General features: G+C 74.1%; 17 protein-coding genes. 12 read left to right on the top strand and 5 right to left on the bottom strand.

The window, feature by feature from the left end; all coding sequences use genetic code 11:
* The first annotated feature begins 92 nt into the window (after positions 1 to 92).
* A complete protein-coding gene (locus tag ACIP8Z_RS12640; RefSeq protein WP_402082174.1) occupies positions 93 to 2,579 on the top strand; it encodes an MFS transporter in 2,487 nt (828 codons plus the stop codon).
* Between the two features lie 17 nt (positions 2,580 to 2,596).
* On the opposite strand, the gene ACIP8Z_RS12635 is transcribed toward ACIP8Z_RS12640, so the two are convergent.
* A complete protein-coding gene (locus ACIP8Z_RS12635; RefSeq protein WP_402082172.1) occupies positions 2,597 to 3,646 on the bottom strand; it encodes a hypothetical protein in 1,050 nt (349 codons plus the stop codon).
* Between the two features lie 926 nt (positions 3,647 to 4,572).
* On the opposite strand from ACIP8Z_RS12635, the gene ACIP8Z_RS12630 reads away from it, so the two are divergent.
* From ACIP8Z_RS12630 to ACIP8Z_RS12610, 5 genes are all read left to right on the top strand, one after another.
* Positions 4,573 to 5,406: a M55 family metallopeptidase gene (locus tag ACIP8Z_RS12630; protein WP_402082170.1), complete on the top strand. Its 834-nt coding sequence runs from the start codon at positions 4,573 to 4,575 to the stop codon at positions 5,404 to 5,406.
* Entirely contained in the window at positions 5,399 to 6,733 is a 1,335-nt protein-coding gene (locus ACIP8Z_RS12625; RefSeq protein ID WP_402082167.1) for a M20/M25/M40 family metallo-hydrolase, read from the top strand. Before ACIP8Z_RS12630 ends, ACIP8Z_RS12625 begins: the two co-directional genes overlap by 8 nt.
* A gap of 42 nt (positions 6,734 to 6,775) precedes the next feature.
* Positions 6,776 to 8,776, top strand: coding sequence for a prolyl oligopeptidase family serine peptidase (locus ACIP8Z_RS12620; RefSeq protein ID WP_402082165.1), 2,001 nt, complete (start codon positions 6,776 to 6,778; stop codon positions 8,774 to 8,776).
* On the top strand, positions 8,773 to 9,750 hold the full coding sequence (locus ACIP8Z_RS12615) for an LD-carboxypeptidase (RefSeq protein WP_402082163.1): 978 nt from the start codon (positions 8,773 to 8,775) through the stop codon (positions 9,748 to 9,750). Before ACIP8Z_RS12620 ends, ACIP8Z_RS12615 begins: the two co-directional genes overlap by 4 nt.
* A 186-nt stretch (positions 9,751 to 9,936) precedes the next feature.
* A complete protein-coding gene (locus ACIP8Z_RS12610) occupies positions 9,937 to 11,706 on the top strand; it encodes a CocE/NonD family hydrolase (RefSeq protein WP_402082160.1) in 1,770 nt (589 codons plus the stop codon).
* On the opposite strand, the gene ACIP8Z_RS12605 is transcribed toward ACIP8Z_RS12610, so the two are convergent.
* Together ACIP8Z_RS12605 and ACIP8Z_RS12600 are read right to left on the bottom strand one after the other, a co-directional pair.
* On the bottom strand, positions 11,703 to 12,806 hold the full coding sequence (locus tag ACIP8Z_RS12605; RefSeq protein ID WP_402082158.1) for an adenosine deaminase: 1,104 nt from the start codon (positions 12,804 to 12,806) through the stop codon (positions 11,703 to 11,705). The two genes, ACIP8Z_RS12610 and ACIP8Z_RS12605, sit on opposite strands and share 4 nt — an antisense overlap.
* A gap of 135 nt (positions 12,807 to 12,941) precedes the next feature.
* Entirely contained in the window at positions 12,942 to 13,703 is a 762-nt protein-coding gene (locus tag ACIP8Z_RS12600) for a GntR family transcriptional regulator (RefSeq protein WP_319313346.1), read from the bottom strand.
* Between the two features lie 209 nt (positions 13,704 to 13,912).
* Between ACIP8Z_RS12600 and ACIP8Z_RS12595 the strand changes: the two genes are divergently transcribed.
* On the top strand, positions 13,913 to 14,164 hold the full coding sequence (locus ACIP8Z_RS12595; RefSeq protein WP_402082156.1) for a DUF1049 domain-containing protein: 252 nt from the start codon (positions 13,913 to 13,915) through the stop codon (positions 14,162 to 14,164).
* The gene (locus ACIP8Z_RS12590; protein WP_402082154.1) at positions 14,161 to 14,511 is read left to right on the top strand and encodes a hypothetical protein; all 351 of its coding nucleotides are present in this window, start codon (positions 14,161 to 14,163) and stop codon (positions 14,509 to 14,511) included. The genes ACIP8Z_RS12595 and ACIP8Z_RS12590 overlap by 4 nt, the downstream gene beginning before the upstream one ends.
* A 65-nt stretch (positions 14,512 to 14,576) precedes the next feature.
* On the opposite strand, the gene ACIP8Z_RS12585 is transcribed toward ACIP8Z_RS12590, so the two are convergent.
* The gene (locus ACIP8Z_RS12585) at positions 14,577 to 14,909 is read right to left on the bottom strand and encodes a DUF6204 family protein (RefSeq protein WP_030320174.1); all 333 of its coding nucleotides are present in this window, start codon (positions 14,907 to 14,909) and stop codon (positions 14,577 to 14,579) included.
* A 181-nt stretch (positions 14,910 to 15,090) separates the two neighbouring features.
* Between ACIP8Z_RS12585 and ACIP8Z_RS12580 the strand changes: the two genes are divergently transcribed.
* Entirely contained in the window at positions 15,091 to 17,142 is a 2,052-nt protein-coding gene (locus ACIP8Z_RS12580; RefSeq protein ID WP_402082151.1) for a DUF5107 domain-containing protein, read from the top strand.
* A gap of 298 nt (positions 17,143 to 17,440) precedes the next feature.
* Here ACIP8Z_RS12580 and ACIP8Z_RS12575 read toward each other — a convergent pair whose 3' ends face one another.
* A complete protein-coding gene (locus tag ACIP8Z_RS12575) occupies positions 17,441 to 18,391 on the bottom strand; it encodes a helix-turn-helix transcriptional regulator (protein ID WP_402082149.1) in 951 nt (316 codons plus the stop codon).
* A 143-nt stretch (positions 18,392 to 18,534) separates the two neighbouring features.
* Between ACIP8Z_RS12575 and ACIP8Z_RS12570 the strand changes: the two genes are divergently transcribed.
* Genes ACIP8Z_RS12570 through ACIP8Z_RS12560 form a run of 3 tightly spaced genes read left to right on the top strand, consistent with a single transcriptional unit; the run spans position 18,535 to position 20,695 of the window.
* Positions 18,535 to 18,807 carry a hypothetical protein gene (locus ACIP8Z_RS12570; protein WP_402082146.1) on the top strand — a complete coding sequence of 91 codons (273 nt, stop codon included), beginning with the start codon at positions 18,535 to 18,537 and terminating at the stop codon, positions 18,805 to 18,807.
* On the top strand, positions 18,804 to 19,523 hold the full coding sequence (locus ACIP8Z_RS12565) for a zinc-binding dehydrogenase (RefSeq protein WP_402082144.1): 720 nt from the start codon (positions 18,804 to 18,806) through the stop codon (positions 19,521 to 19,523). Before ACIP8Z_RS12570 ends, ACIP8Z_RS12565 begins: the two co-directional genes overlap by 4 nt.
* Positions 19,520 to 20,695, top strand: coding sequence for a winged helix DNA-binding domain-containing protein (locus ACIP8Z_RS12560; protein WP_402082142.1), 1,176 nt, complete (start codon positions 19,520 to 19,522; stop codon positions 20,693 to 20,695). The genes ACIP8Z_RS12565 and ACIP8Z_RS12560 overlap by 4 nt, the downstream gene beginning before the upstream one ends.
* Positions 20,696 to 20,702 lie beyond the last annotated feature (7 nt).

The raw sequence follows: 20,702 nt of genomic DNA, 5'->3' as shown, positions 1-20,702 counted from the left end.
CACTGACCTCCCGTACCGCCCGACTTGCTCCCCCTTCGTGCCCAATGCGAAGAATGGCGCGGCGCAGACGCCGTGACGAGGGGAGCAGGTACGTGGGTGCGATCACGATCGTGAAATCCGCCGAGGACGGAGAGGTGCCGGCGGACACGGAGGGCGCGGCACCGCTCGCCGCGGGCGGCCCGCCCACCGAACCCACCCCACCGCCCCACCCCGCCAGGGCCGACCACCTCGACCCCCGCCGCGTCCGCCTCGTCTTCTGCGGCCTGATGCTCGCGCTGCTCCTGGCCGCGCTAGAGCAGATGATCGTCGCCACCGCCCTGCCGAAGATCGTCGGCGAACTCCAGGGCCTCGACCGGATGTCCTGGGCGATCACCGCCTATCTGCTGACCGCCACCGTCGGCCTGCCGATCTACGGAAAACTCGGCGACCTCCTCGGCCGCAAGGGCGTCTTCCTCTTCGCCATCGTCGTCTTCGTCATCGGCTCGGGACTCGCCGGCTGGTCCCGCAGCATGGACGAACTCATCGCCTTCCGCGCCGTCCAGGGCGTCGGCGCCGGCGGACTGATGATCGGGGTCCAGGCGATCATCGCCGACATCGTCCCCGCCCGCGAACGAGGCCGCTACATGGGCCTGATCGGCGCTGCCTTCGGCCTCGCCTCCGTCGCGGGACCCCTGCTCGGCGGCTTCTTCACCGACCACGTCTCCTGGCGCTGGTGCTTCTACTTCAACGTGCCCTTCGGGCTCGTCACCCTCGCCGTCGTCGCCGTCGTCCTCAAACTCCCCAAGCCCACGGCACGCGCACGCTTCGACGTCCTCGGCGCCCTCCTCCTCGCCGCCGCCTCCACCTGCCTCGTCCTGCTCACCAGTTGGGGCGGCACCGAGTACGCCTGGGACTCCCGCGTCGTCATCGCCCTCGCCTGCGGAGCCGCCGGAACCACCCTGCTCTTCCTGGTCGTCGAGCACATCGCGCCCGAACCCCTCATCCCGCTGCGGCTGTTCCGCGACTCCGTCTTCACCGTGACCGCCCTCGTCGGCGCCGTCGTCGGCATCGCGCTCTTCGGCGCCGCCAGCTACCTCCCCAGCTTCCTGCAGATGGTCGAGGGCGCCACGGCCACCGAGTCCGGCCTCCTGATGCTGCCCCTCATGGGCGGCATCGTCATCGCCTCCGTCGTCTCCGGCCAGCTCATCAGCCGCACCGGCCACTACAAGGTCTACCCGCTGCTCGGCGGCGCGTTCTCCGTCCTCGGCATGTGGCTGCTCTCCCGCATGGACGCCGACACCCCGCGCCTCCAGCACAGCCTCTGGCAGGCCGTCCTCGGCACCGGCATCGGCCTCGTCATGCCGGTGCTCGTCCTCGCCGTACAGAACTCCGTACGCCCCGGTGACCTCGGCACCGCCACCAGCGCCCACAACTACTTCCGCCAGATCGGCGGCAGCGTCGGCGCCGCCGTCTTCGGCACCCTCTTCGCCTCCCGCCTCGACGACGCCCTCGGCGACCGGCTCGCCGGCGTCCTCGCCGGCGGCGCGACCGCCCTGCCGCCCGCCGAGTCCATCACCCCGCAGACGGTGCACACCCTGCCGCCCGCCGTACGCGACGCCTACATCCAGGCGTACGCGGACGCGATGCCGCGCATCTTCCTCTACCTCGTGCCGGTCCTCGTGCTCGGCCTCGTCCTCGCCTTCTTCCTCAAGGAGAAACCGCTGGTGACCCACCACAGCCCCACCACCGAGGCCACCGGAGCCGACGAGTCCGGCGGCGTCCAGGCCGTCCCGCACGCCCGGCACGCCGCCCCCGCGCCCGCCTCCCTCGCCGCCCCGCACTCCGGACTCCCCGTCTGCGGCACCGTCCAGCACCACGACGGCAGCCGCGTCCCCCGGGCCGCCCTCACCCTCATCGACGTCCAGGGCCGGCAGGTCGGCCGGGGCGCCAGCGGCGAGGACGGGCGGTACGCGCTGAGCGTCCCCGGCAACGGTTCGTACGTCCTCATCGCCGCGGCCGGCGGACACCAGCCCCAGGCCGTCTCGGTCACCGTCGGCGACCGGCCCGTCGAGCTCGACGTCGTCCTCGGCGGCGCCGGCCGGCTCGCGGGCAGCGTCGTCACCGCCGACGGGACACCCGTACGGGACGCGGCCGTCACCCTCACCGACGTACGCGGCGAGGTCGTCGCCTCGACCCGCAGCGGACGCGAGGGCGGGTACGTCATCTCCGAACTGGTCGCCGGCGAGTACACGCTCGCCGCCAGCGCCCCCGCCTTCCGGCCCGCCGCGCTGCCCGTCAGCGTCCAGGCCTCCCGCGAGACCCGCCAGGACATCGAACTCGCCGGCGGGGCGGTGCTGCGCGGCACCGTACGGGCAGGGGGCGGCCGCCCCGTCGAGGACGCCCGGGTCACCCTGCTCGACGCCGCCGGCAACGTCGTCGACACCCTCACCACCGGCCCCGACGGCACCTTCCGCTTCGTGGACCTCTCCTCCGGCGAGTACACCGTCATCGCCGCCGGCTACCCGCCCGTCGCGACCGTCCTCCAGATGGCCGGCGGCGGTCGCACCGAGCGCGACCTCCAGCTCGGGCACCAGGACTGAGGCGCCCCCTCCCGGGGTCAGGAGGCGGTCGTCGCCCTGCGCAGCGTGCTGATGCAGGAGCTGATCGCCTCCTGGAGGGCTTCGAGGCGCTGGAGCATGTCGTCCTCGAAGATCTCCTCCTCCAGGACCTCGTCGAGGGTCAGCTCCTCGAAGACCTTCGTCGCCTTCTGCAGGCTGCTGTAGAACTTCGTCCGCCGCTCCTGGACCCGCAGCGCCGGGTCCTCCTCGACCGCCTTCGCGACCAGGCCCTTGACCGTGTCGTACGCCTCACCGGCCCACTCGCCCGCCTCCTCGGAGTCGTCGAGCTCGTCGAGGAGCGACAGATGGCGCTCGGCCTCGGCCCGCAGCTCGGCCGGCGCCTCCACGGTCTGCCCGGCCGGCGTCTTGATCTGGCCGTTCTCCACGATCTGGCGCACGTAGCCGATGCGGTCGGCCGCCTTCGCCTCGCTCGCCACGGCCTTCTTCAGATCATCGGTACGCGCGATGGCGCGGGCCATCTCGGTCTGAAGGGCGGGGTCCTCCTTCATCCGGTCGAGCAGCGCGCCCCGCGCCGCCTCCGCCGTCCCCGGGTCGGCGAGGATCGCGGCCCGCAGCGCCGTCGGGTTCTCCGCGACCTCCAGGGCCTTCGTCGGACGGATGCCCTCCGCCTCGGCCGCCGCGCTGATCGCCTGGCCGCGCACGGACGAGGCGCCGTTGCGCGAGGTGTAGTACGACAGCCAGACGTCGGCGTCGGGCAGCTCGATGTCCTCGCCGGGAACGAGCACCTCGAACTGCGGGACGACACCGTCGTCGGCCGCCATGTCCCAGGCCTTGTAGTAGCGCATGACCCGCTCCGGCGAGCACCCCGCGAGCTCCGCGAACGCCTTCGCCGAGACCTTCGCCGCGGCCGTGCCCTCGGCGGCCTGCCCGCCGGGACGGACGCTGCGCGCCACCTTGAGCGCGAAGGTCCAGCCGCCGGTGCGTGCGTAGACCCCGAAGTCCTGTGCGTCACGGACGACGACGGGGTCGAGGTCGGCGGTGTGCTCGGACTGGGGGGCGGTCTCGGGCTGGGCGAGCGTGACGGTCACCGAGGAGTCTCCTGAGGTGCGCGGGGGACGGATGCTTGCAAAGCAGCCTATACGTCCCCCTGGAGCGAGAACGCTCCTCTGCGCCGGTCGTCCTCCGCCCGCGAGTGGGACCCGAGGCCCGGGGCGGGGGCGGCCACGGTGGGCTACGCCCCGCGCACCCCCTTCGACCGTGGACTCGCCGAGACCGTCGCCTGGTACCGGGACCACCCCGACCGGTGGTGGGCGGCCAGGCACACCGAGGGCGGCACCGGGTGAACGTCGTCCTCCTCGGCGCCCACCTCCACCGCGGCCTCACCGACGCGGGCCACCGGGTGGTGCCCTTCGCCGGCACCGGCGCCGGCGGACTCGACCTCGCCTCCGCCGCACCCGGGCGGATCGCCGCCGCTGTCGCCGACGCCCTCGGCGACCCCGACGGTCCGACGACGGCGCCGTGGCCAACGCCGTCGGCCGCGCCAGGAACACCGACGAGGCGGGCATGCGCGCGGGCAACGCCGAACTCCCCGCGCGGATCGTCCGGGCCCTCGCCCGCCCGTCCCGCCTCGTCCAGCTCGGCACGGTCCACGAGTACGGCGCCGGCACCAGCGGCACACCGACCCCCGAAGGCTGCCGCCGCTCCGGGCACGGCGCGACTTCGTCGACGTACGCGATGTCACCGACGCCGTCCTGCGGACCCTCACCGCCCCTCGACCTCACCCGTGCCACCGAGCTGCTCGGGGCACCCCGGCCACTCCCTCGACCACGCCCGCCGCCCCCCGTGAACGACCCCCTCCGCAACCCCCCGCCGGAGGGGGTCCTCGCGGGTCCGGACCCCCTCGGCACCCCGTCCGGACCCTGCGCCGGACCCCGTCCGGGCCGTCATTGGGCCAGGCCAATGACGTTTTCCACAGGGGTGGTACGGCCGCCGGGCTGCGCGTACGGTGCCAGTCATGAAGATCCTCATCAGCGCCGACATGGAGGGCGCGACCGGTGTGACCTGGCCCGCCGACGTGCTGCCCGGCACGCCCCAGTGGGAGCGGTGCCGCGCGATGTTCACCTCCGATGTGAACGCCGCCGTGCTCGGCTTCTTCGACGGCGGCGCCGACGAGGTCCTCATCAACGAAGCGCACTGGTCCATGCGGAACCTGCTCCTGGAACGGCTCGACGAGCGCGCCGAGATGCTCACCGGCCGGCACAAGTCGCTCTCCATGGTCGAGGGCGTCCAGCACGGGGACGTCGACGGCATCGCCTTCGTCGGCTACCACACGGGCGCCGGCACCGAGGGCGTCCTCGCCCACACCTACCTCGCCAACTCGATCACCGGCGTCTGGCTCAACGGCGAGCGGGCCAGCGAGGGCCTGCTCAACGCCCAGGTGGTCGCGGAGTACGGCGTGCCCGTCGTCCTCGTCACCGGTGACGACCTGACCTGCGAGGACGCCCTCGGCTACGCGCCGGAGGCACCCAAGGTCGCCGTCAAGGACTACGTCTCGCGGTACGCGGCGGTGTGCCGGACCCCGGCCAGAACCGCCGCCGACATCCGGGCGGCCGCGAAGACCGGCGCCGCGCTCGCCGTCCGCCACGAGCCGGTGCACGGCGGCCCCTTCACCGTGGAGCTGGAGTTCGACGCCGAGCACCTGGGCGCGGCCGCCACGGTGGTTCCCGGCGTGGCGCGCGGCGCGGAGCGGCGCGTCGCGTACACGAGCGAGACGATGTACGAGGCAATCCGCACATTCAAAGCGGTCACGACGATCGTCTCGGCCGCGGTGGAGGAGCAGTATGGCTGAGGAGGTCCGGGGCCCGGACACGACAGCGCTCGACGAGGTGGTCACCTTCACCTCCGAGCTCATCCGTATCGACACCACCAACCGGGGCGGCGGCGACTGCCGTGAACGGCCCGCCGCCGAGTACGTCGCCGAGCGCCTCGCCGCCGCCGGCGTCGAGCCCACCCTCCTGGAGCGGACCCCCGGCCGCACCAACGTGGTGGCGCGCATCCCCGGCACCGACCCGTCGGCCGAGGCCCTCCTCGTCCACGGCCATCTGGACGTCGTGCCCGCCGACCCGGCCGAGTGGACCACCCACCCCTTCTCCGGCGAGATCCGCGACGGGGTCGTGTGGGGCCGCGGGGCCGTCGACATGAAGAACATGGACGCGATGGTCCTGTCCGTCGTCCGCTCCTGGGCCCGGCAGGGCATCCGCCCGCGCCGCGACATCGTCCTCGCCTACACCGCCGACGAGGAGGCGAGCGCCGAGGACGGCTCCGGCTTCCTCGCCGACCGCCACGCCGAGCTCTTCGAGGGCTGTACGGAGGGCATCAGCGAGTCCGGGGCCTTCAGCTTCCACCCGCAGCCCGGCACCACCCTCTACCCGATCGCCGCGGGGGAGCGGGGCACCGCCTGGCTCAAGCTCACCGCCCACGGCCGCGCCGGGCACGGCTCCAAGGTCAACACGGCCAACGCCGTCACCCGCCTCGCCGACGCCGTCGCCCGGATCGGCTCGCACACCTGGCCCGTCCGGCTCACCGCCACCGTCCGCGCCGCCCTCGCCGAACTCGCCGCGCTGTACGCCATCGACGTCGACACCCAGGCGCCCCACCTCGACGTGGACGTCCTCCTCGACAAGCTCGGACCCGCCGCCGCCCTCGTCGCGCCGACCGTCCGCAACAGCACCAACCCGACGATCCTCGACGCCGGCTACAAGGTCAACGTCATCCCGGGCCAGGCCGTCGCCTACATCGACGGGCGGACGCTGCCGGGCACCGAGGAGGAGTTCGCCGCGACCATGGACGAGCTGACCGGCCCGTACGTGGAATGGGAGTTCCACCACCGCGAGGTCGCCCTGGAAGCCCCCGTCGACTCGCCGACCTTCGCGAAACTGCGGGCCGCCGTCGAGCGTTTCGACCCGGACGGGCACGTCGTGCCCTTCACCATGTCCGGCGGCACCGACGCCAAGCAGTTCTCCCGGCTCGGCATCACCGGCTACGGCTTCTCGCCGCTCCGGTTGCCCCCGGACCTCGACTACGGGGCCCTCTTCCACGGCGTCGACGAACGCGTCCCCGTGGACGCCCTGCACTTCGGCGTCCGGGTGCTCGACCATTACCTGAAGTCGGCGTAGGGCCGTCATCGTTCGCGTAACACCGTGACAGGGGGAGCTGGGATGAAAACGATCGCCGCCCACGGCAGCTGGCCGTCACCCGTCGACGCGGCGCTCGCCGCCGCCCACGACGGGCGGCCCGAGTACCCCGGAGTCGTCGGCGACGAGCTCTGGTGGACCGCGCCACGCCCCGCCGAGGGAGGCAGGCGCGCCCTCGCGCGACGGCGCGCCGACGGCACCGAGGAAGACCTGCTGCCCGCCCCGTGGAACGTCCGCAGCAGGGTGATCGAGTACGGCGGCCTGCCCTGGTCGGCGGTCCCGCGCCCGGCCGGCGGACCCCTCGCCGTCTTCTGCCACTTCCCGGACCAGCGGCTCTACGCCTACGAGCCCGACGCCGCTCCCGGCGCCGAGCCCCGGCCCCTCACCCCCGTCTCCGGGACCGGCGGCGGACTGCGCTGGGTGGACCCGGTCATCCACGCCGACCGGGCCGAGGTGTGGTGCGTCCTGGAGGAGTTCACCGGCCCCGCCCCGACCGACGTACGCCGGGTGATCGTCGCCGTACCCCTCGACGGCTCCGCCGCCGACGACCGCGCGGCCGTGCGTGAACTCTCCGACGGGCGCCACCGGTTCGTGACCGGCCCCCGGCTCTCCCCGGACGGCCGCCGGGCCGCCTGGATCGGCTGGGACCACCCCCGGATGCCCTGGGACGGCACCGAGGTCCAGCTCGCCGAGGTCACCCCCGACGGCACCTTCCACCGGACCGCGACCGTCGCGGGCGGACCCGCCGAGTCGATCCCGCAGGTCGACTGGGACGCGGCCGGACGACTGCTCCTCGTCAGCGACCGCACCGGCTGGTGGAACCTCTACCGGGCGGAGATCGACGCCGACGGCGGCCTCGGCGAACCGGCCGCGCTCTGCCCCCGCGCCGAGGAGTTCGGCGGACCGCTCTGGAAGATCGGGCTGAACTGGTTCTCCCCCCTGGAGAACGGCCTGGTCGCCGTCGTCCACGGCAAGGGCACCACCGCCCTCGGCATCCTCGACCCCGACCGAGGCACGCTCGTCGATGCCGTCGGCCCCTGGACCGAATGGGCCCCGACCCTCGCCGCCCACGGCAGCCGCGTGGTCGGCATCGCCGCCTCCCCGCACACCTCCTACGAGCTCGTCGAACTCGACACCCGCACCGGCCGCACCCGGGTCGTCGGCGCCGCGCACACCGACGCCGTCGACCCCGCCCACCACCCCGAACCCCGCGTCCGCACCTTCACCGGCCCCGGCGGACGCGAGATCCACGCGCAGATCTACCCGCCCCACCACCCCGGCTTCACCGGCCCCGAGGGCGAACTCCCGCCCTATGTGATCTGGGCCCACGGCGGCCCCACCGGCCACGCCCCGCTCGTCCTCGACCTGGAGATCACCTACTTCACCTCGCGCGGCATCGGCGTCGCCGAGGTCAACTACGGCGGCTCCACCGGCTACGGCCGGGAGTACCGCGAGCGGCTGCGCGAGCAGTGGGGCGTCGTCGACGTCGAGGACTGCGCGGCCGTCGCCGCGGCACTCGCCGCCGAGGGCACCGCCGACCCGGCCCGGCTCGCCGTCCGCGGCGGCAGCGCCGGCGGCTGGACGACCGCCGCCTCCCTCGTCTCCACCGACGTGTACGCCTGCGGCACGATCATCTACCCCATCCTCGACCTGCGGGGCTGGGCCACCGACGAGACCCACGACTTCGAGTCCCAGTACCTCCACGGGCTCATCGGATCCATCGACGACGTCCCCGCCCGGTACAAGGAACGCTCGCCCATCGAGCACGTGGACCGCGTCACCGCGCCCTTCCTGCTGCTCCAGGGCCTCGACGACGTCATCTGCCCACCCGCACAGGCCGAGCGCTTCCTCACCCGCACCGCGGGCCGGGGCGTCCCGCACGCCTACCTCGCCTTCGAGGGGGAGGGCCACGGCTTCCGCAGGGCCGACACGATGGTCCGCGCCCTGGAGGCCGAACTCTCCCTGTACGCCCGGACCTTCGGCATCAGCCGCACGGACGTGCCCGACCTGGAGTACCGCACGTGACGACGCCCGATCCCACCAGCCCCGCCCCGCCGGACGCCCGGCCGCACGTCGGACCGCTCACCCGGCCCGAACGGCTGCGGCCCGGCGCCCGGGTCGCCGTCGTCGCCCCCGCCGGACCCGTCCCCGAGGAGCGGCTGCGGGCGGGGCTCGACATCCTCCGCGGCTGGGACCTCGACCCCGTCGTCGCCCCGCACGTCCTGGACACCCACCCCGCCCTCGACCACCTCGCGGGCGCCGACCGGGCCAGGGCCCGGGACCTGACCGAGGCCTGGTGCGACCCCTCGGTCTCCGCCGTCCTCTGCGCGCGCGGCGGATTCGGGGCGCAGCGCATGGTCGACCTCGTCGACTGGCGGGCGATCGGGGAGGCCGGGCCCAAGGCGTTCGTCGGCTACAGCGACATCACCGCCCTGCACGAGGCCTTCTCCGTCCGGGCCGGCTACTCCACCCTGCACGGTCCGATGGTCGCGGCGGGCACCTTCCTTTCCGACCCGCGCACCCAGGAGTCCCTGCGGGCCACGCTGTTCGAGCCCGAGTCGGTCCGCACCCTCGGTCTGGACACGGCCCGCACCCTGGCACCGGGCCGCGCCCGTGGCGTGACCCTCGGCGGCTGCGTCAGCCTCCTCGCCGCCGACCTCGCCACCCCGCACGCCCGCCCCTCGGCCCGCGGCGGCCTGCTGCTCCTGGAAGACGTCGGGGAGGAGCCGTACCGGCTCGACCGCGTCCTCACCCAGCTCCTCCGCTCCGGCTGGCTCGACGGGGTCGCGGGCATCGCCCTCGGCTCCTGGGCGGAATGCGGCCCGTACGAGGAGATCCGCGCGGTTCTCACGGACCGCCTCGGCGACCTCGGCGTGCCGGTCGTGGAGGAACTGGGCTTCGGCCACAGCGAGACGGCCCTGACCATGCCGCTCGGCATTTCGGCGGTCCTGGACACCGAGGAGAACACCCTCACCCTGGACGTCCCGGCCCTGCGCTGAGGGGCGGGCGGGGGACCCGGGCCGTCCTGGTCGCCCCGCGGCGGCCTTCACTGAATCTCCGTCAACAACCTTCGTCCGGCGCATTGACGGGCTCTTACACGTGTCACAGCATGGGCGCTGCCCGGGTGTCTACCAGTCGGTAGGTGTCGTGGGTCGCCCGGCGTCGTCCTCAGCGTGGAGGTCTCTGTGTCCCGTGCCGTGCCCCGATCCCGCAAGGTCCTCGCGCTCGCGGCCGGAGCCGCCGCGCTGGCCGGGCCGCTGACGCTCGCCACGCCCGCGAGCGGCGCCGAGGCCCCGTACAGCGTCACCCCGCTGCGGTTCACCGTCGAGGCCGGCGGGCGGAGCTGTGTCGTCGACGCCGACCTGTACCGGCCCGCCGGGGTGGACGCCGGGCGTCCCGCGCCCGCCGTCCTCGCCACCAACGGCTTCGGCGGCAGCAAGAGCGACGGGTCCACCGACGCCATCGGCAAGGCCTTCGCCGAGCGGGGCTACGTCGGTCTCGTCTACTCCGGCCTCGGTTTCGGAAAGTCCGGCTGCCTGATCTCCCTCGACGATCCCGAGATCGACGGCCGCGCCGCCGCCCGGCTCGTCGACTTCCTCGCCGGCGACCGGGCCGCCGACGACGGCACCCGCGCCGACTTCGTCACCCGCGACGGCGCGGGCGACCCGCGGGTCGGCATGATCGGCGGCTCCTACGGCGGGGCCGTACAGCTGGCCGCCGCCTCCGTCGACCCCCGTATCGACGCCCTCGTCCCCCTCATCACCTGGAACGACCTCGCCTACTCCCTCGCCCCCAACGCCGCCGACCGCGCCACCCCCGGCGTCTTCAAATGGCAGTGGGCGAACGGCTTCTACCTGATGGGCGAGGGACAGCCGCTGCTCGTCCCCTCCCTCGACCCCAGCCGGATCAACTCACTGCGCTGTCTGCACTTCGTCACCGACGCCTGCGACACCGTGCGGCTCCTCAACTCCGGCCGCTACCCGAAGGCCGAGACAGAGAAGATGCTCGCCTACGCCCGCGGCGTCTCCCCGGTCTCGTACGTCGACCGGATCACCGCCCCCACCCTGATCGTCCAAGGTCAGGCCGACACGCTGTTCAACCTCAACGAGGCGAACGCCACCTACGACCGGCTCCGCGAGCGCGGTGTCGACACCCGGATGATCTGGCAGTCCTGGGGACACAGCGGCGGCCAGAAGCCCGGCGAACTCGACCTGGCACAGGGCAATCTGGAGGGAAGCTACGTCGGACAGCGGATCCTCGGATGGTTCGACCGGTACCTGCGGAAGAACCCGGCCGCCGACACCGGGCCCGCCTTCGCCTGGTACCGCGACGGGCAGAGCGGCTACGGCACCGCCGCGCGGGTGCCGGCGCTCAGCCAGCGGCTGTACCTCTCCGGCGACGGCAAGCTCGTCGACAACCGTACGAAGGTCGCCCGGGGCTCGCGCACATACAGCAACTGGCTCTTCCCGACGAGCCATTCCGAATCCTCGCTCGCCGGGACGATCGGACTGCCCGACCCCCGGCCCTACGACACCGCGGGCACCTACCTCGGCTGGACCAGCGCCCCGCTCACCGCTCCCGTGGACCTCGTCGGCGCCCCGAAGGCCACCCTGAAGGTGGACTCGCCGGCCGCCGAGCGCGTCCAGGGCTCCGGCGACGCCGCCGACAAGCTCGTGCTCTTCGCCAAGCTCTACGACATCGCCCCCGACGGCGCCAAAACCCTGGTCAACCGCCTCGTCGCACCGGTGCGGGTGCCGGACGTCACCCGGCCCTTCACGGTCGAACTGCCCGCCGTCGTCCACCGCTACGAGACCGGCCACCGGCTGGAGCTGGTGATCGCGGGCAGCGACACGGCGTACTCCGGGAACCGCGGCATCAAGCCGGTGACCGTCGTGAGCGCCCCCGGAAACCCGGGGACGCTCGAACTGCCCCTGATCCAGGGGCGGGTGGGTTAGACCGACACGGCCCGGAGCGTCGCGTACCCGGGGCGGACGACCTCGTCGATCAGCCGCTGCCGCTCCGGCAGCGGCAGGAAGGCGGCCTCCAGAGCGGCGACCGTGAACTCCTCGAAGACCTCGGGACCGTAACCGAAGGCGTCCACCATGTGCTGGAACTCCTCGCTCATGGTGGTGCCGGAGACCAGCCGGTTGTCCGTGTTGAGCGTGATCCGGAAGCCCAGGCGGCGCAGCTCGTCGATCGGGTGCGAGGCGTAGTCCTTCGCGGCGCCCGTCTGGAGGTTGGACGTCGGGCAGACCTCCAGGGCGATCCGGTTGTCCCGGACGTACGAGGCGAGCCGGCCCAGCGTGCCGTCCTCGCCGATGTCGTCCGTGATCCGCACGCCGTGGCCGATCCGCTCGGTGCCACAGACCTGCACGGCCTCGTGGATCGACTCCGCGCCGACGGCCTCGCCCGCGTGGATCGTGAAGTGGCAGTTCTCCCGCTTCAGGTGCTGGAAGGCGGGGAGGTGGCGGGCCGGCGGGTTGCCGATCTCGCCGCCGGCGATGTCGAAGCCGGCCACGCCGTTGTCCCGGTGCGCGACCGTGAGCCGAGCGATCTCCAGGGAGCGGTCCGTGTGGCGCATGCCCGTGAGCAGGGTACGGACGGTGATACGGCCGCCGGAGCGGCGCTCGCCCTCACGGAAGCCGTCGTTCACGGCCTCGACGACCTCGTCGAGGGTCAGACCGCCCTCCAGGTGCTGCTCGGGGGCGTAGCGGATCTCGGCGTAGACGACACCGTCCGCCGCGAGGTCCTCGGCGCACTCGGCCGCGATGCGCGTGAGCGCCTCGCGGGTCTGCATCACCGCGCAGGTGTGGGCGAAGGTCTCCAGGTAGCGCTCCAGCGAACCGGAGTCGGCCGCGTCCCGGAACCAGACCGCGAGCGCGGCGGGGTCCTCGGTCGGCAGCGCGGTGTAGCCGCACTCCCGTGCCAGCTCGACTATGGTCGCGGCGCGCAGCCCACCGTCGAGGTGGTCGTGGAGGACGGCCTTGGGGGCCCGGCGGATCCACTCGGAGACGGTGGCGGCGGCAGGCGTGGCAGGGTTGTCAGACAAGTGCATGGCGGGGAAGTGTACGCCACGGGGGAGGGACCCGCTGTGACGGGCCCGACAGGGGTGCGGCAGGGGGTGCGGCAGGGGGGCGACGGGAGGCCCGAGCGCGCGCGCTGCGCGTCCCTGCCGGGGATCGGTCCGGTCCTAGTGCGACTGCAGGACGGGCAGCGCCGGGGCGCCCGTCGGGAGCATGTGCTTGGCGGCCAGGACCGGGGTCTCGCCGACCCGCACGACCTGGGTGACCAGCACGGCAGGGGTGTCCGCGGGCCGCCCCAGCTGGTCCCCGCGGCGCCGCCCGAGCAGCGTCGCCGTGATGCCGCTGTGCGCGGTGAGCGCCGTCTCCCGCGAGGCCCCGAGCAGGACCGAGAGCATGGAGACGGCGGGCCCGCGCGCCGTGCGCCCCTCCGTCGCCCGCAGGGCCCGGGCGAACTCCGGGTGCACCCGGTCGAGCAGCTCGTCGGCCGCCGCCCACTCGTGGCTCAGCGCCGCCGCCGTACCCTCCCCGGTCAGCACGGACTCCCAGAACCGCAGCTCCGCGCGGGCCGGGGCGAGCAGGTGCTGGGTGGTGAAGTCGGTCGGCTCCTCGACCGTCCGCAGCAGCGCCCGCACCCGCAGCGGCGTGCCCGCGCCGATCAGCTCCTCCAGCGGCTGGACGTGCTCGAACCCGCGCCGGGGCGGCCGGTCGTTGACCGTCCGGCCCACCCCGCGGCGTACGGTCAGCAGACCGTCCTCCTGGAGCAGCAGCAGGGCCTCGCGCAGGGCGGGCCGGCTCACGCCCAGTTCGGCGGCGAGCTTCGGTTCGGAGGGGAGCGTCGAGCCCGGCGGGTAGGTGCCGTCGTGGACGGCGTCCGCGATCCGCTCGTAGAGCGCCACGACCGGCCGCCGCCGCTGTCCGCTGACCGCCACGGCCGCTCCTCGTCTCGATTCCGGTCGGTTCCGGTGGTCCGGTGGGTCCGGTTCCGACGGTGTCCGGCACCACGGTAGTCGGCCCACGTTGTCTGACAAGTCACCCGTACGGCTCTCCTCGCCGTCACGGTGTGGCTCCGCTCACCTCATTCTGGTCCCACGGCTGCGGCCGGGTACGACCGACGGCACGACGGAGAAGAGGGCCGGGCATGAGTCCGCAGGAGACGTCACGGACATCGGGCGGGGGCGTGTCCCGGTTCACCGAAGCCCTGACCCCGGGCCGGATCGGGATGGCCGTGCTCGCCATCGTCACCCTGGTCCTCAGCTTCCAGAACACCCGGCAGGTCGAGATCCGGCCCCTCGTCCCCGAGGTGTCCATGCCGCTCTGTCTGGCCCTGCTCGCGACCGCGCTCATCGGCGCCGCCTGCGGCTCCTGCGTCGTGGCCCGGAGGCGGAAGTGAAGCGGCGCGCCGTCGTGGGGGCGGGCGCCGTCCTCGCGCTCGCGGCCGTCGCCGTGACCTCGACGGAGGAGGCCGCCGCGGCCGAGGACGGCGCCGGGACCCGCCCGGTGCCCGACTTCCTGGGCCGCGGCCTGTGGCGGGTCTTCACCCGGCTGGACCGCCGCACCCGGCTCGACGTCCACGATGTGAGCGGGCGGGACCGGCGGGTGATCTGGCCGCCGCGGTGGCGGGTCGTCACGCAGTACCCGTCGGCGGGCACGGCCCTCGACCGCCGCACCACCGTCATGATCGGAGTCGTACGGAAGGGGGAGAGCTGCCCGCCCCGGGTGAGGATGGCCCGGCGCTGACGGCCGGCACCGCTGAGCGGCTCCACGGCCGGCGGCCAGGCCCGGGCCGCCACCCCCGACCCCGCTCAGCGCTTGTAGTTGATCTTCATCGTGTCGAGGTCGGTCACCGTCGACCGCAGCCCCTTGTACCCGTGGCCGAGCTCCCCGAGCGCGGTCTCCACGCGCTCCTCCGCGAGCGCGCCCGCCATCTCGTCGCCGTCCTCCGCGTCGGAGACGACGACCAGGCGGTACGAGAAGTGCTTCAGCGTCCGGTCGTAGGCCAGCGAGCCCTCCTCCGTGAACTGCATCGCGGTCAGCCCGTGCGCGTCCACCTCGGCGAGCAGCCGGGCCCGGCTCTCCTCCGAGAGACCGTCGAACGTGCCGCGCACGATGACCCGGTAGGTGTGCTGCGTGCCCATTCCTCGTACTCCCTGTGCCCTGGTTGTCCCGGCCGCCCGGCGGCGTACCGGCCGTCCACCCTACGGCGGCGGCCGTCCGGTCCGCCGGGAATTTCCGGCCGCCCCCGCACCTCGGGATCCGCCGAAGCCCGAGGCCGAGAACCCCTGGTCAGGAAGGCCCCCGGGCGTGTTCCATGGGGCGATGACGACCGTACGACGTACCGTACTGACGCTGCCCGCCGCCCCCTTGGGCCCGGACAACCCTCTCCCCGCACTGCGGGCCCCCGCCGGCGCCGGGGCCCACGCGGTCGACCCGCCGACCCTCGCGGAGCTCCCGCGCGACATGGCCCGGGGCATCGGCCGGGACCCGCTGCGCAGCCTGCTCCCCGCCCCCGTGCGCGACGGCTACGGCCGCGAGCGCCGGCCCGCGGACCTCGACACGATCGTGATCGAGAACGACCGGCTCCGGGTGACCGTGCTGCCCGGTCTCGGCGGCCGGATCCACTCCCTCCACCACAAGCCCACCGGACGCGAACTCCTCTACCGCAACCCGGTGTTCCAGCCGGCCGCGTTCGCCCTCAACGGCGCCTGGTTCTCCGGCGGCGTCGAGTGGAACATCGGGGCCACCGGCCACACCACCCTCGCCTGCTCGCCCCTCCACGCGGCGGTCGTCCGCGCGCCCGACGGCGGTCCGATGCTCCGTCTCTGGGAGTGGGAGCGACTGCGCGACCTGCCCTTCCAGGTCGACCTCTGGCTCCCGGAGGACTCCGACTTCCTGTACGTCGGGGTCCGGATACGCAACCCCCACGAGCGCACCGCCCCCGTCTACTGGTGGTCCAACATCGCCGTCCCCGAGGACCGCCGTGTCCTCGCGCCCGCCGAGACCGCCTGGCACCACGGGTACGAGCGCGGCCTGAGCCGGGTCCCCGTACCGGTCACCGAGGACGGCACCGACCGCACGTACCCGCTGAACAGCACGCACGCCGCCGACTGGTTCTACGACCTGCCCGAGGGGCAGCGCCGCTGGATCGCCGCCCTCGACACGGACGGCACCGGACTCGTCCAGACCTCCACCGACCCGCTGCGCGGCCGCAAGCTCTTCGTGTGGGGCACCGGGCGCGGCGGCCGGCGCTGGCAGGAATGGCTGACGGAACCCGGCACCCCCGGCTACGCCGAGATCCAGGCCGGGCTCGCCCGCACCCAGCTGGAACACCTGGAGCTCGCGGGCGGCGCGGAGTTCAGCTGGCTGGAGGCGTACGGACCGCTCGCCGCCGATCCCGCGACGGTGCTCGGCGACGACTGGACCGCCGCCCGCGCCGACATCGAGCGCAGCCTGTCCGGCGCCCTGCCCCGCGCCGCCGTCGACGCCGCGTACACGGCCTGGCGGGAGGGGGCGGCCGACCGCGCGCCGGAGGAGGTCCTCGCGGCCGGATCCGGCTGGGGAGCACTCGAAGTCCTGCGTGGGGGATACGAGTTGCCCGGTACGCCGTTCCCGGAGTCGACGCTCGGACCCGAGCAGGAGCCCTGGCGGGAACTGCTCCGCACCGGCGTCCTGCCGCCCCCGGCGAAGGGCGCGGCCCCCGACGCGGACCCGACCGCGCAGCCGTCCGCACCCCTGATCGCGCCGCTGGTCGGGTCTCCCTGGCGGGACATGCTGGAGACCGCCCCCGCCGACCCCACCACCGAGTACCAGCTCGGCATCGCCCAGTGGCACGCCGGCGACCGGGCCCAGGCGGTACGGAGCTGGGAGCGGGGTCTCAAGGAGGCGACCACGCGCTGGCCCCTGCTGTACTGCCTGGCCGTCGCCGACCGGGAGGACGGCCACCCGGAACGAGCCGCCGAGCACTTCACGGAGGCCTTCGCCGACCACGAGGCGACGGAGGCCGGGGCGGACACGCTCACCGGTCACGAGGCCACGGAGTCCGGCGCGGATCGTGGCGGGGCGCGGGCCCTGGTCGCCACCGCCCTCGGCCGGGAGGCGCTCGACGCGCTCCTCGCCGTCGACCGGCCCGACGGGGCCCGGGCCCTCTGGCGCCGGCTGCCGGATTCCGCCCGGCGGCACGGGGCCTTCCGGCTGCTCGAAGTCCGGCTGCTGCTCGCCGAGGGCCGCCCGGGCGAGGCCAGGGCCGTCTTCGACGCGGGCTTCGAGGTCGCGGACCTGGGCGAGGGAGCCGAGATCCTGGGCGAGCTCTGGGCGCGGATCACCGACGAAGTCCTGCCGGACACCTACGAGTTCAGGATGCGACCGAGCTGAGAGCAGGGGCGGTCGTCCGGGGGGCACGGTCGCTACCCTGGAGGGGACGGGGACCGTGGGGGAGCGGAGGTCCGGGGATGGCGGCGTGGGCGACACAGGAGTGCCGGTGCGGGCATCCACGGTTCCGGCACGGGGAACCCCGGTTCTCGGGGACCTGTGGCGCCTGCCTCTGCGGATCCTTCGAGCTGCCCCCGGCTCCCGCGCTCGCGGACGAGCCGCCCCCGCCCCCGGAGCGGGACCGCACGCCCCACCCCGGCTGCCCCCTCCAGGACCCGGACTGCATCGGGTTCCACGACATCTACTGAGAGGTCGCGCGCAGGAAGCGGGCACCCCACTCCCGGACGTGCGCGGCGAACTCCGGCGGCCCCAGCACCTCGAACTCGGCTTCCACGTTGCCCAGCGCCTGCGTCGGCCAGTCGAGGGACGTCGAGGTCATGGTGAGCCGGCAGCTGTTCCGGCCGGCCGGCTCCACCGTGCCCCACCGGCCGACCGTCCGCCCCACCCGCGCGGCGGGCGCGTGGACGAGGACCTCGACCGTGTACGGCGCCGGGGCCCCGCTCGCCGCCCGCACGAAGGCCGCGGCGTCCTCGGCCGGGAGCGGACGCGGCCGGAAGCGGGCTCCGGTCGCCGCCGGTCCGGTCAGCCGGTCGAGGCGGAAGCTGCGCCAGTCGTGCCGGTCCAGGTCGTAGGCGACCAGGTACCAGCGCCCGCCGAGGGCGACGACGCGGTGCGGCTCGACCTCGCGCTCGGTGGCCCCGGCGCCCCGGGCGGTGTAGCCGAACCGCAGCCGCTCCTCGTCCCGGCACGCCTGGGCGACCGTGGTGAGAACCCCCGCCGCGACGGCCGGCCCCGGCGCCGCCGCGGAGACGGTCACCGCCCGCAGGGCGTCCACCCGGGCCCGCAGCCGGGGCGGCAGGACCCGCACCACCTTGGTGAGCGCCCGGAGCGACGCGTCCTCGATTCCCGCGATCCCGCTCTGCGCCGCGTCGCCGATGCCGACGGCGAGGGCCACCGCCTCCTCGTCGTCGAGCAGGAGCGGCGGCAGGACGGCGCCGGGCGCCAGCTGGTAGCCGCCGTCCGTGCCACGGGCCGCGCCGACCGGGTAGCCGAGCTCGCGCAGCCGGTCGATGTCGCGGCGCAGGGTCCGCTCGGACACCCCGAGCCGTTCACACAGGTCGGCGCCGGTCCAGTGGCGGTGGGTCTGCAGCAAGGAGAGCAGTCGGAGGGTCCGTGAGCTGGTGTTCGCCATGCCGGAATACTGCCCCGAGTTCCGGCCGGAAACTGACCGGAAGGGTCCTTAGGGTCGAGGGCGAAGGCACCGGACCGGGGCAAGGGAAACCGCACCGGACCCGCGCCCCTGCCCCGAGACGCGATCGATGTGAGGACCGAGAAATGATCACTCGTGAGATCCGGCCGGCCGCCCAGATCACCGGCGTCCCGACACCCGGCCACTTCGCCGTCGCCGAGACCGAGGTCGACGGCGAGGTCCTCGTACGCACCGAGCGGGTCGGGCTCGCCGCGACGTACCTGGAGCTGATGCGGGTCGACTGCACCCTCCCGGTGCCGGCCTGGCAGCCGGGCCGAAGGGCGGGCGTGGCCACCGTCGGCACGGTCGTACGGTCCGCGAGCCCGAGCTCGCGGCCGGCGACCTGGTCCGGTCGATGACCGGTCGGACCGAGTACTCGGCGGGTCCGGCCGCCGCGTACGACAAGCTCGACCCGGGACTCCTCCCCGGCCTCGGCCCTCACCTCGGCCAGGGGCCGACCGCCCACCACGGGATGGCCGACATCGCGGCCGTCGGCGAGGACGACGTGGTGTTCGTCTCCGGCGCGGTGGGCGGAGTCGGTTCGCCGGCCGGTCAGATCGCCCGGTGTCGCGGCGCGGCGCGGGTGATCGGCAGCGCCGGAAGCCCGGCGAAGGCCGCGTACCTGGTGAACGAGCTCGGCTTCGACGCCGCGTTCGACCACCACGACGGCTCCCCCGCCGACCGGCTCCAGGAGCTGGCGCCCGAGGGCATCTCGGTCTTCTTCGACGTGGTGGGCGGCGAGCGGTACGACGCCGCCCTTCGCGCAGCCCGGCCCGGGGCGCGCTTCGCCCTGTGCGGCTCGCTGTCGAGCCGGCTCGGCGACGCGGCGGACCGCTTCCCTGGGCCCGACCGCGCGGCGGCCGAGGCCGGGGGCGTCGACCTGCTTCCGTTCTCCTGCCACCACACCCCCGAGCAGACCGAGGCCTGGCAGCGGCACTTCCGCACCCGGCTGGGCGAGGGCCGCCTCGTCCACCCGCGGACGGTCGTCGAGGGCGGCATCGAGGACGTACCGGGTGCGTTCCTCTCGCTGCCCCAGGGGGCCCACCGGGGCAACGTCTCGGTGCGTCTGTCGTGACCACCCTCTCGCTCCGGGCCCTGAACCGGGCGCTCCTCGACCGGCAGTTCCTGCTCGCGCGCACCGACCGGACGCCGCTCGACGTGATCGGACGCCTGGTCGCCCTCCAGGCGCAGGAGCCCAACTGGCCCTACGTCGGCCTGTGGAGCAGGATCCACGGCTTCACCCAGGCGGATCTCACCGCGCTCGTCGAGGACCGGAGGGTCGTCCGGTCCGCCCTGCTCCGCAGCACTCAGCACCTCACCGCGGCCGACGACTTCCGCCGCCTGCGGCCGCTGCTGCAGCCCGTGCTCGACCGCACCGCCGGCTCGTCGTACTTCACCCGGAACCGCGCCACCGCGCACGGCACGGGCCTGGACGCCGCGTTCCTCGTCGCCGAGGGGCTCGCCCTGCTCGGCGGCCGGACGCTGTCCCGCAGGGAGCTGGCCCGGCAACTCGTCGCACGCCACCCGGGTGTCGACGGACGGATCCTGGCGGGGGAGGTCGAGCTGCGGACTCCGCTCGTCCACGATCCCGCCACGGGCGCCTGGGGGTCCTGGGGCAACCGGTCGGCCATCTCCGTCACGTCCGCCGAGGCATGGCTGGGACGACCGGTCGCGGCCACCGGCGACGGCGAAGCGGCGAAGGAGCTGGTCCGCCGCTACCTCGCCGCCTTCGGCCCGGCCGGTGTGAAGGACGTCCAGGCCTGGTGCGGGCTGACCCGCCTGGGCGAGGTCGTCGCGGAGATGGGCGCCGAACTGCGCCGCTACTCCGGCCCCGGAGGCGGGGACCTGTTCGACCTGGCCGACGCCGAGCTGCCGGACCCCGAGGCCCCCGCCCCGGTGCGACTGCTGCCCGCGTTCGACAACGTCCTGCTCGGCCACGCCGACCGGAGCCGGATCATCGGCGACGAGGACCGCACCCGCGTGATGCCCGGATCGGCACAGGTTCGGCCCACCTTCCTGGTGGACGGCCGGGTGCACGGAACGTGGTCACTCGACGCCGGAACACTGCGACTTGCCCCGTTCCGCCGGCTCCGCTCCACCGACCGAGCGGCCCTGGAACAGGAGGCGCACCGGCTGCTGCCGTTCGTGGGCGGCACGACGGTGGCGACCGCCGGCAGCGGGGAAGCCGGTCGTGCAGATCGCTCTGGTCCGGGTGGCAACCGCCGACGGATCAGAGGTGGTTGCTAGCCTTGCG

Source organism: Streptomyces sp. NPDC088553, from assembly GCF_044752965.1.
GTDB lineage: Bacteria > Actinomycetota > Actinomycetes > Streptomycetales > Streptomycetaceae > Streptomyces.
Note: the sequence above shows the minus strand (reverse complement) of the source record. Positions and strands in the feature narration are given on the sequence as shown.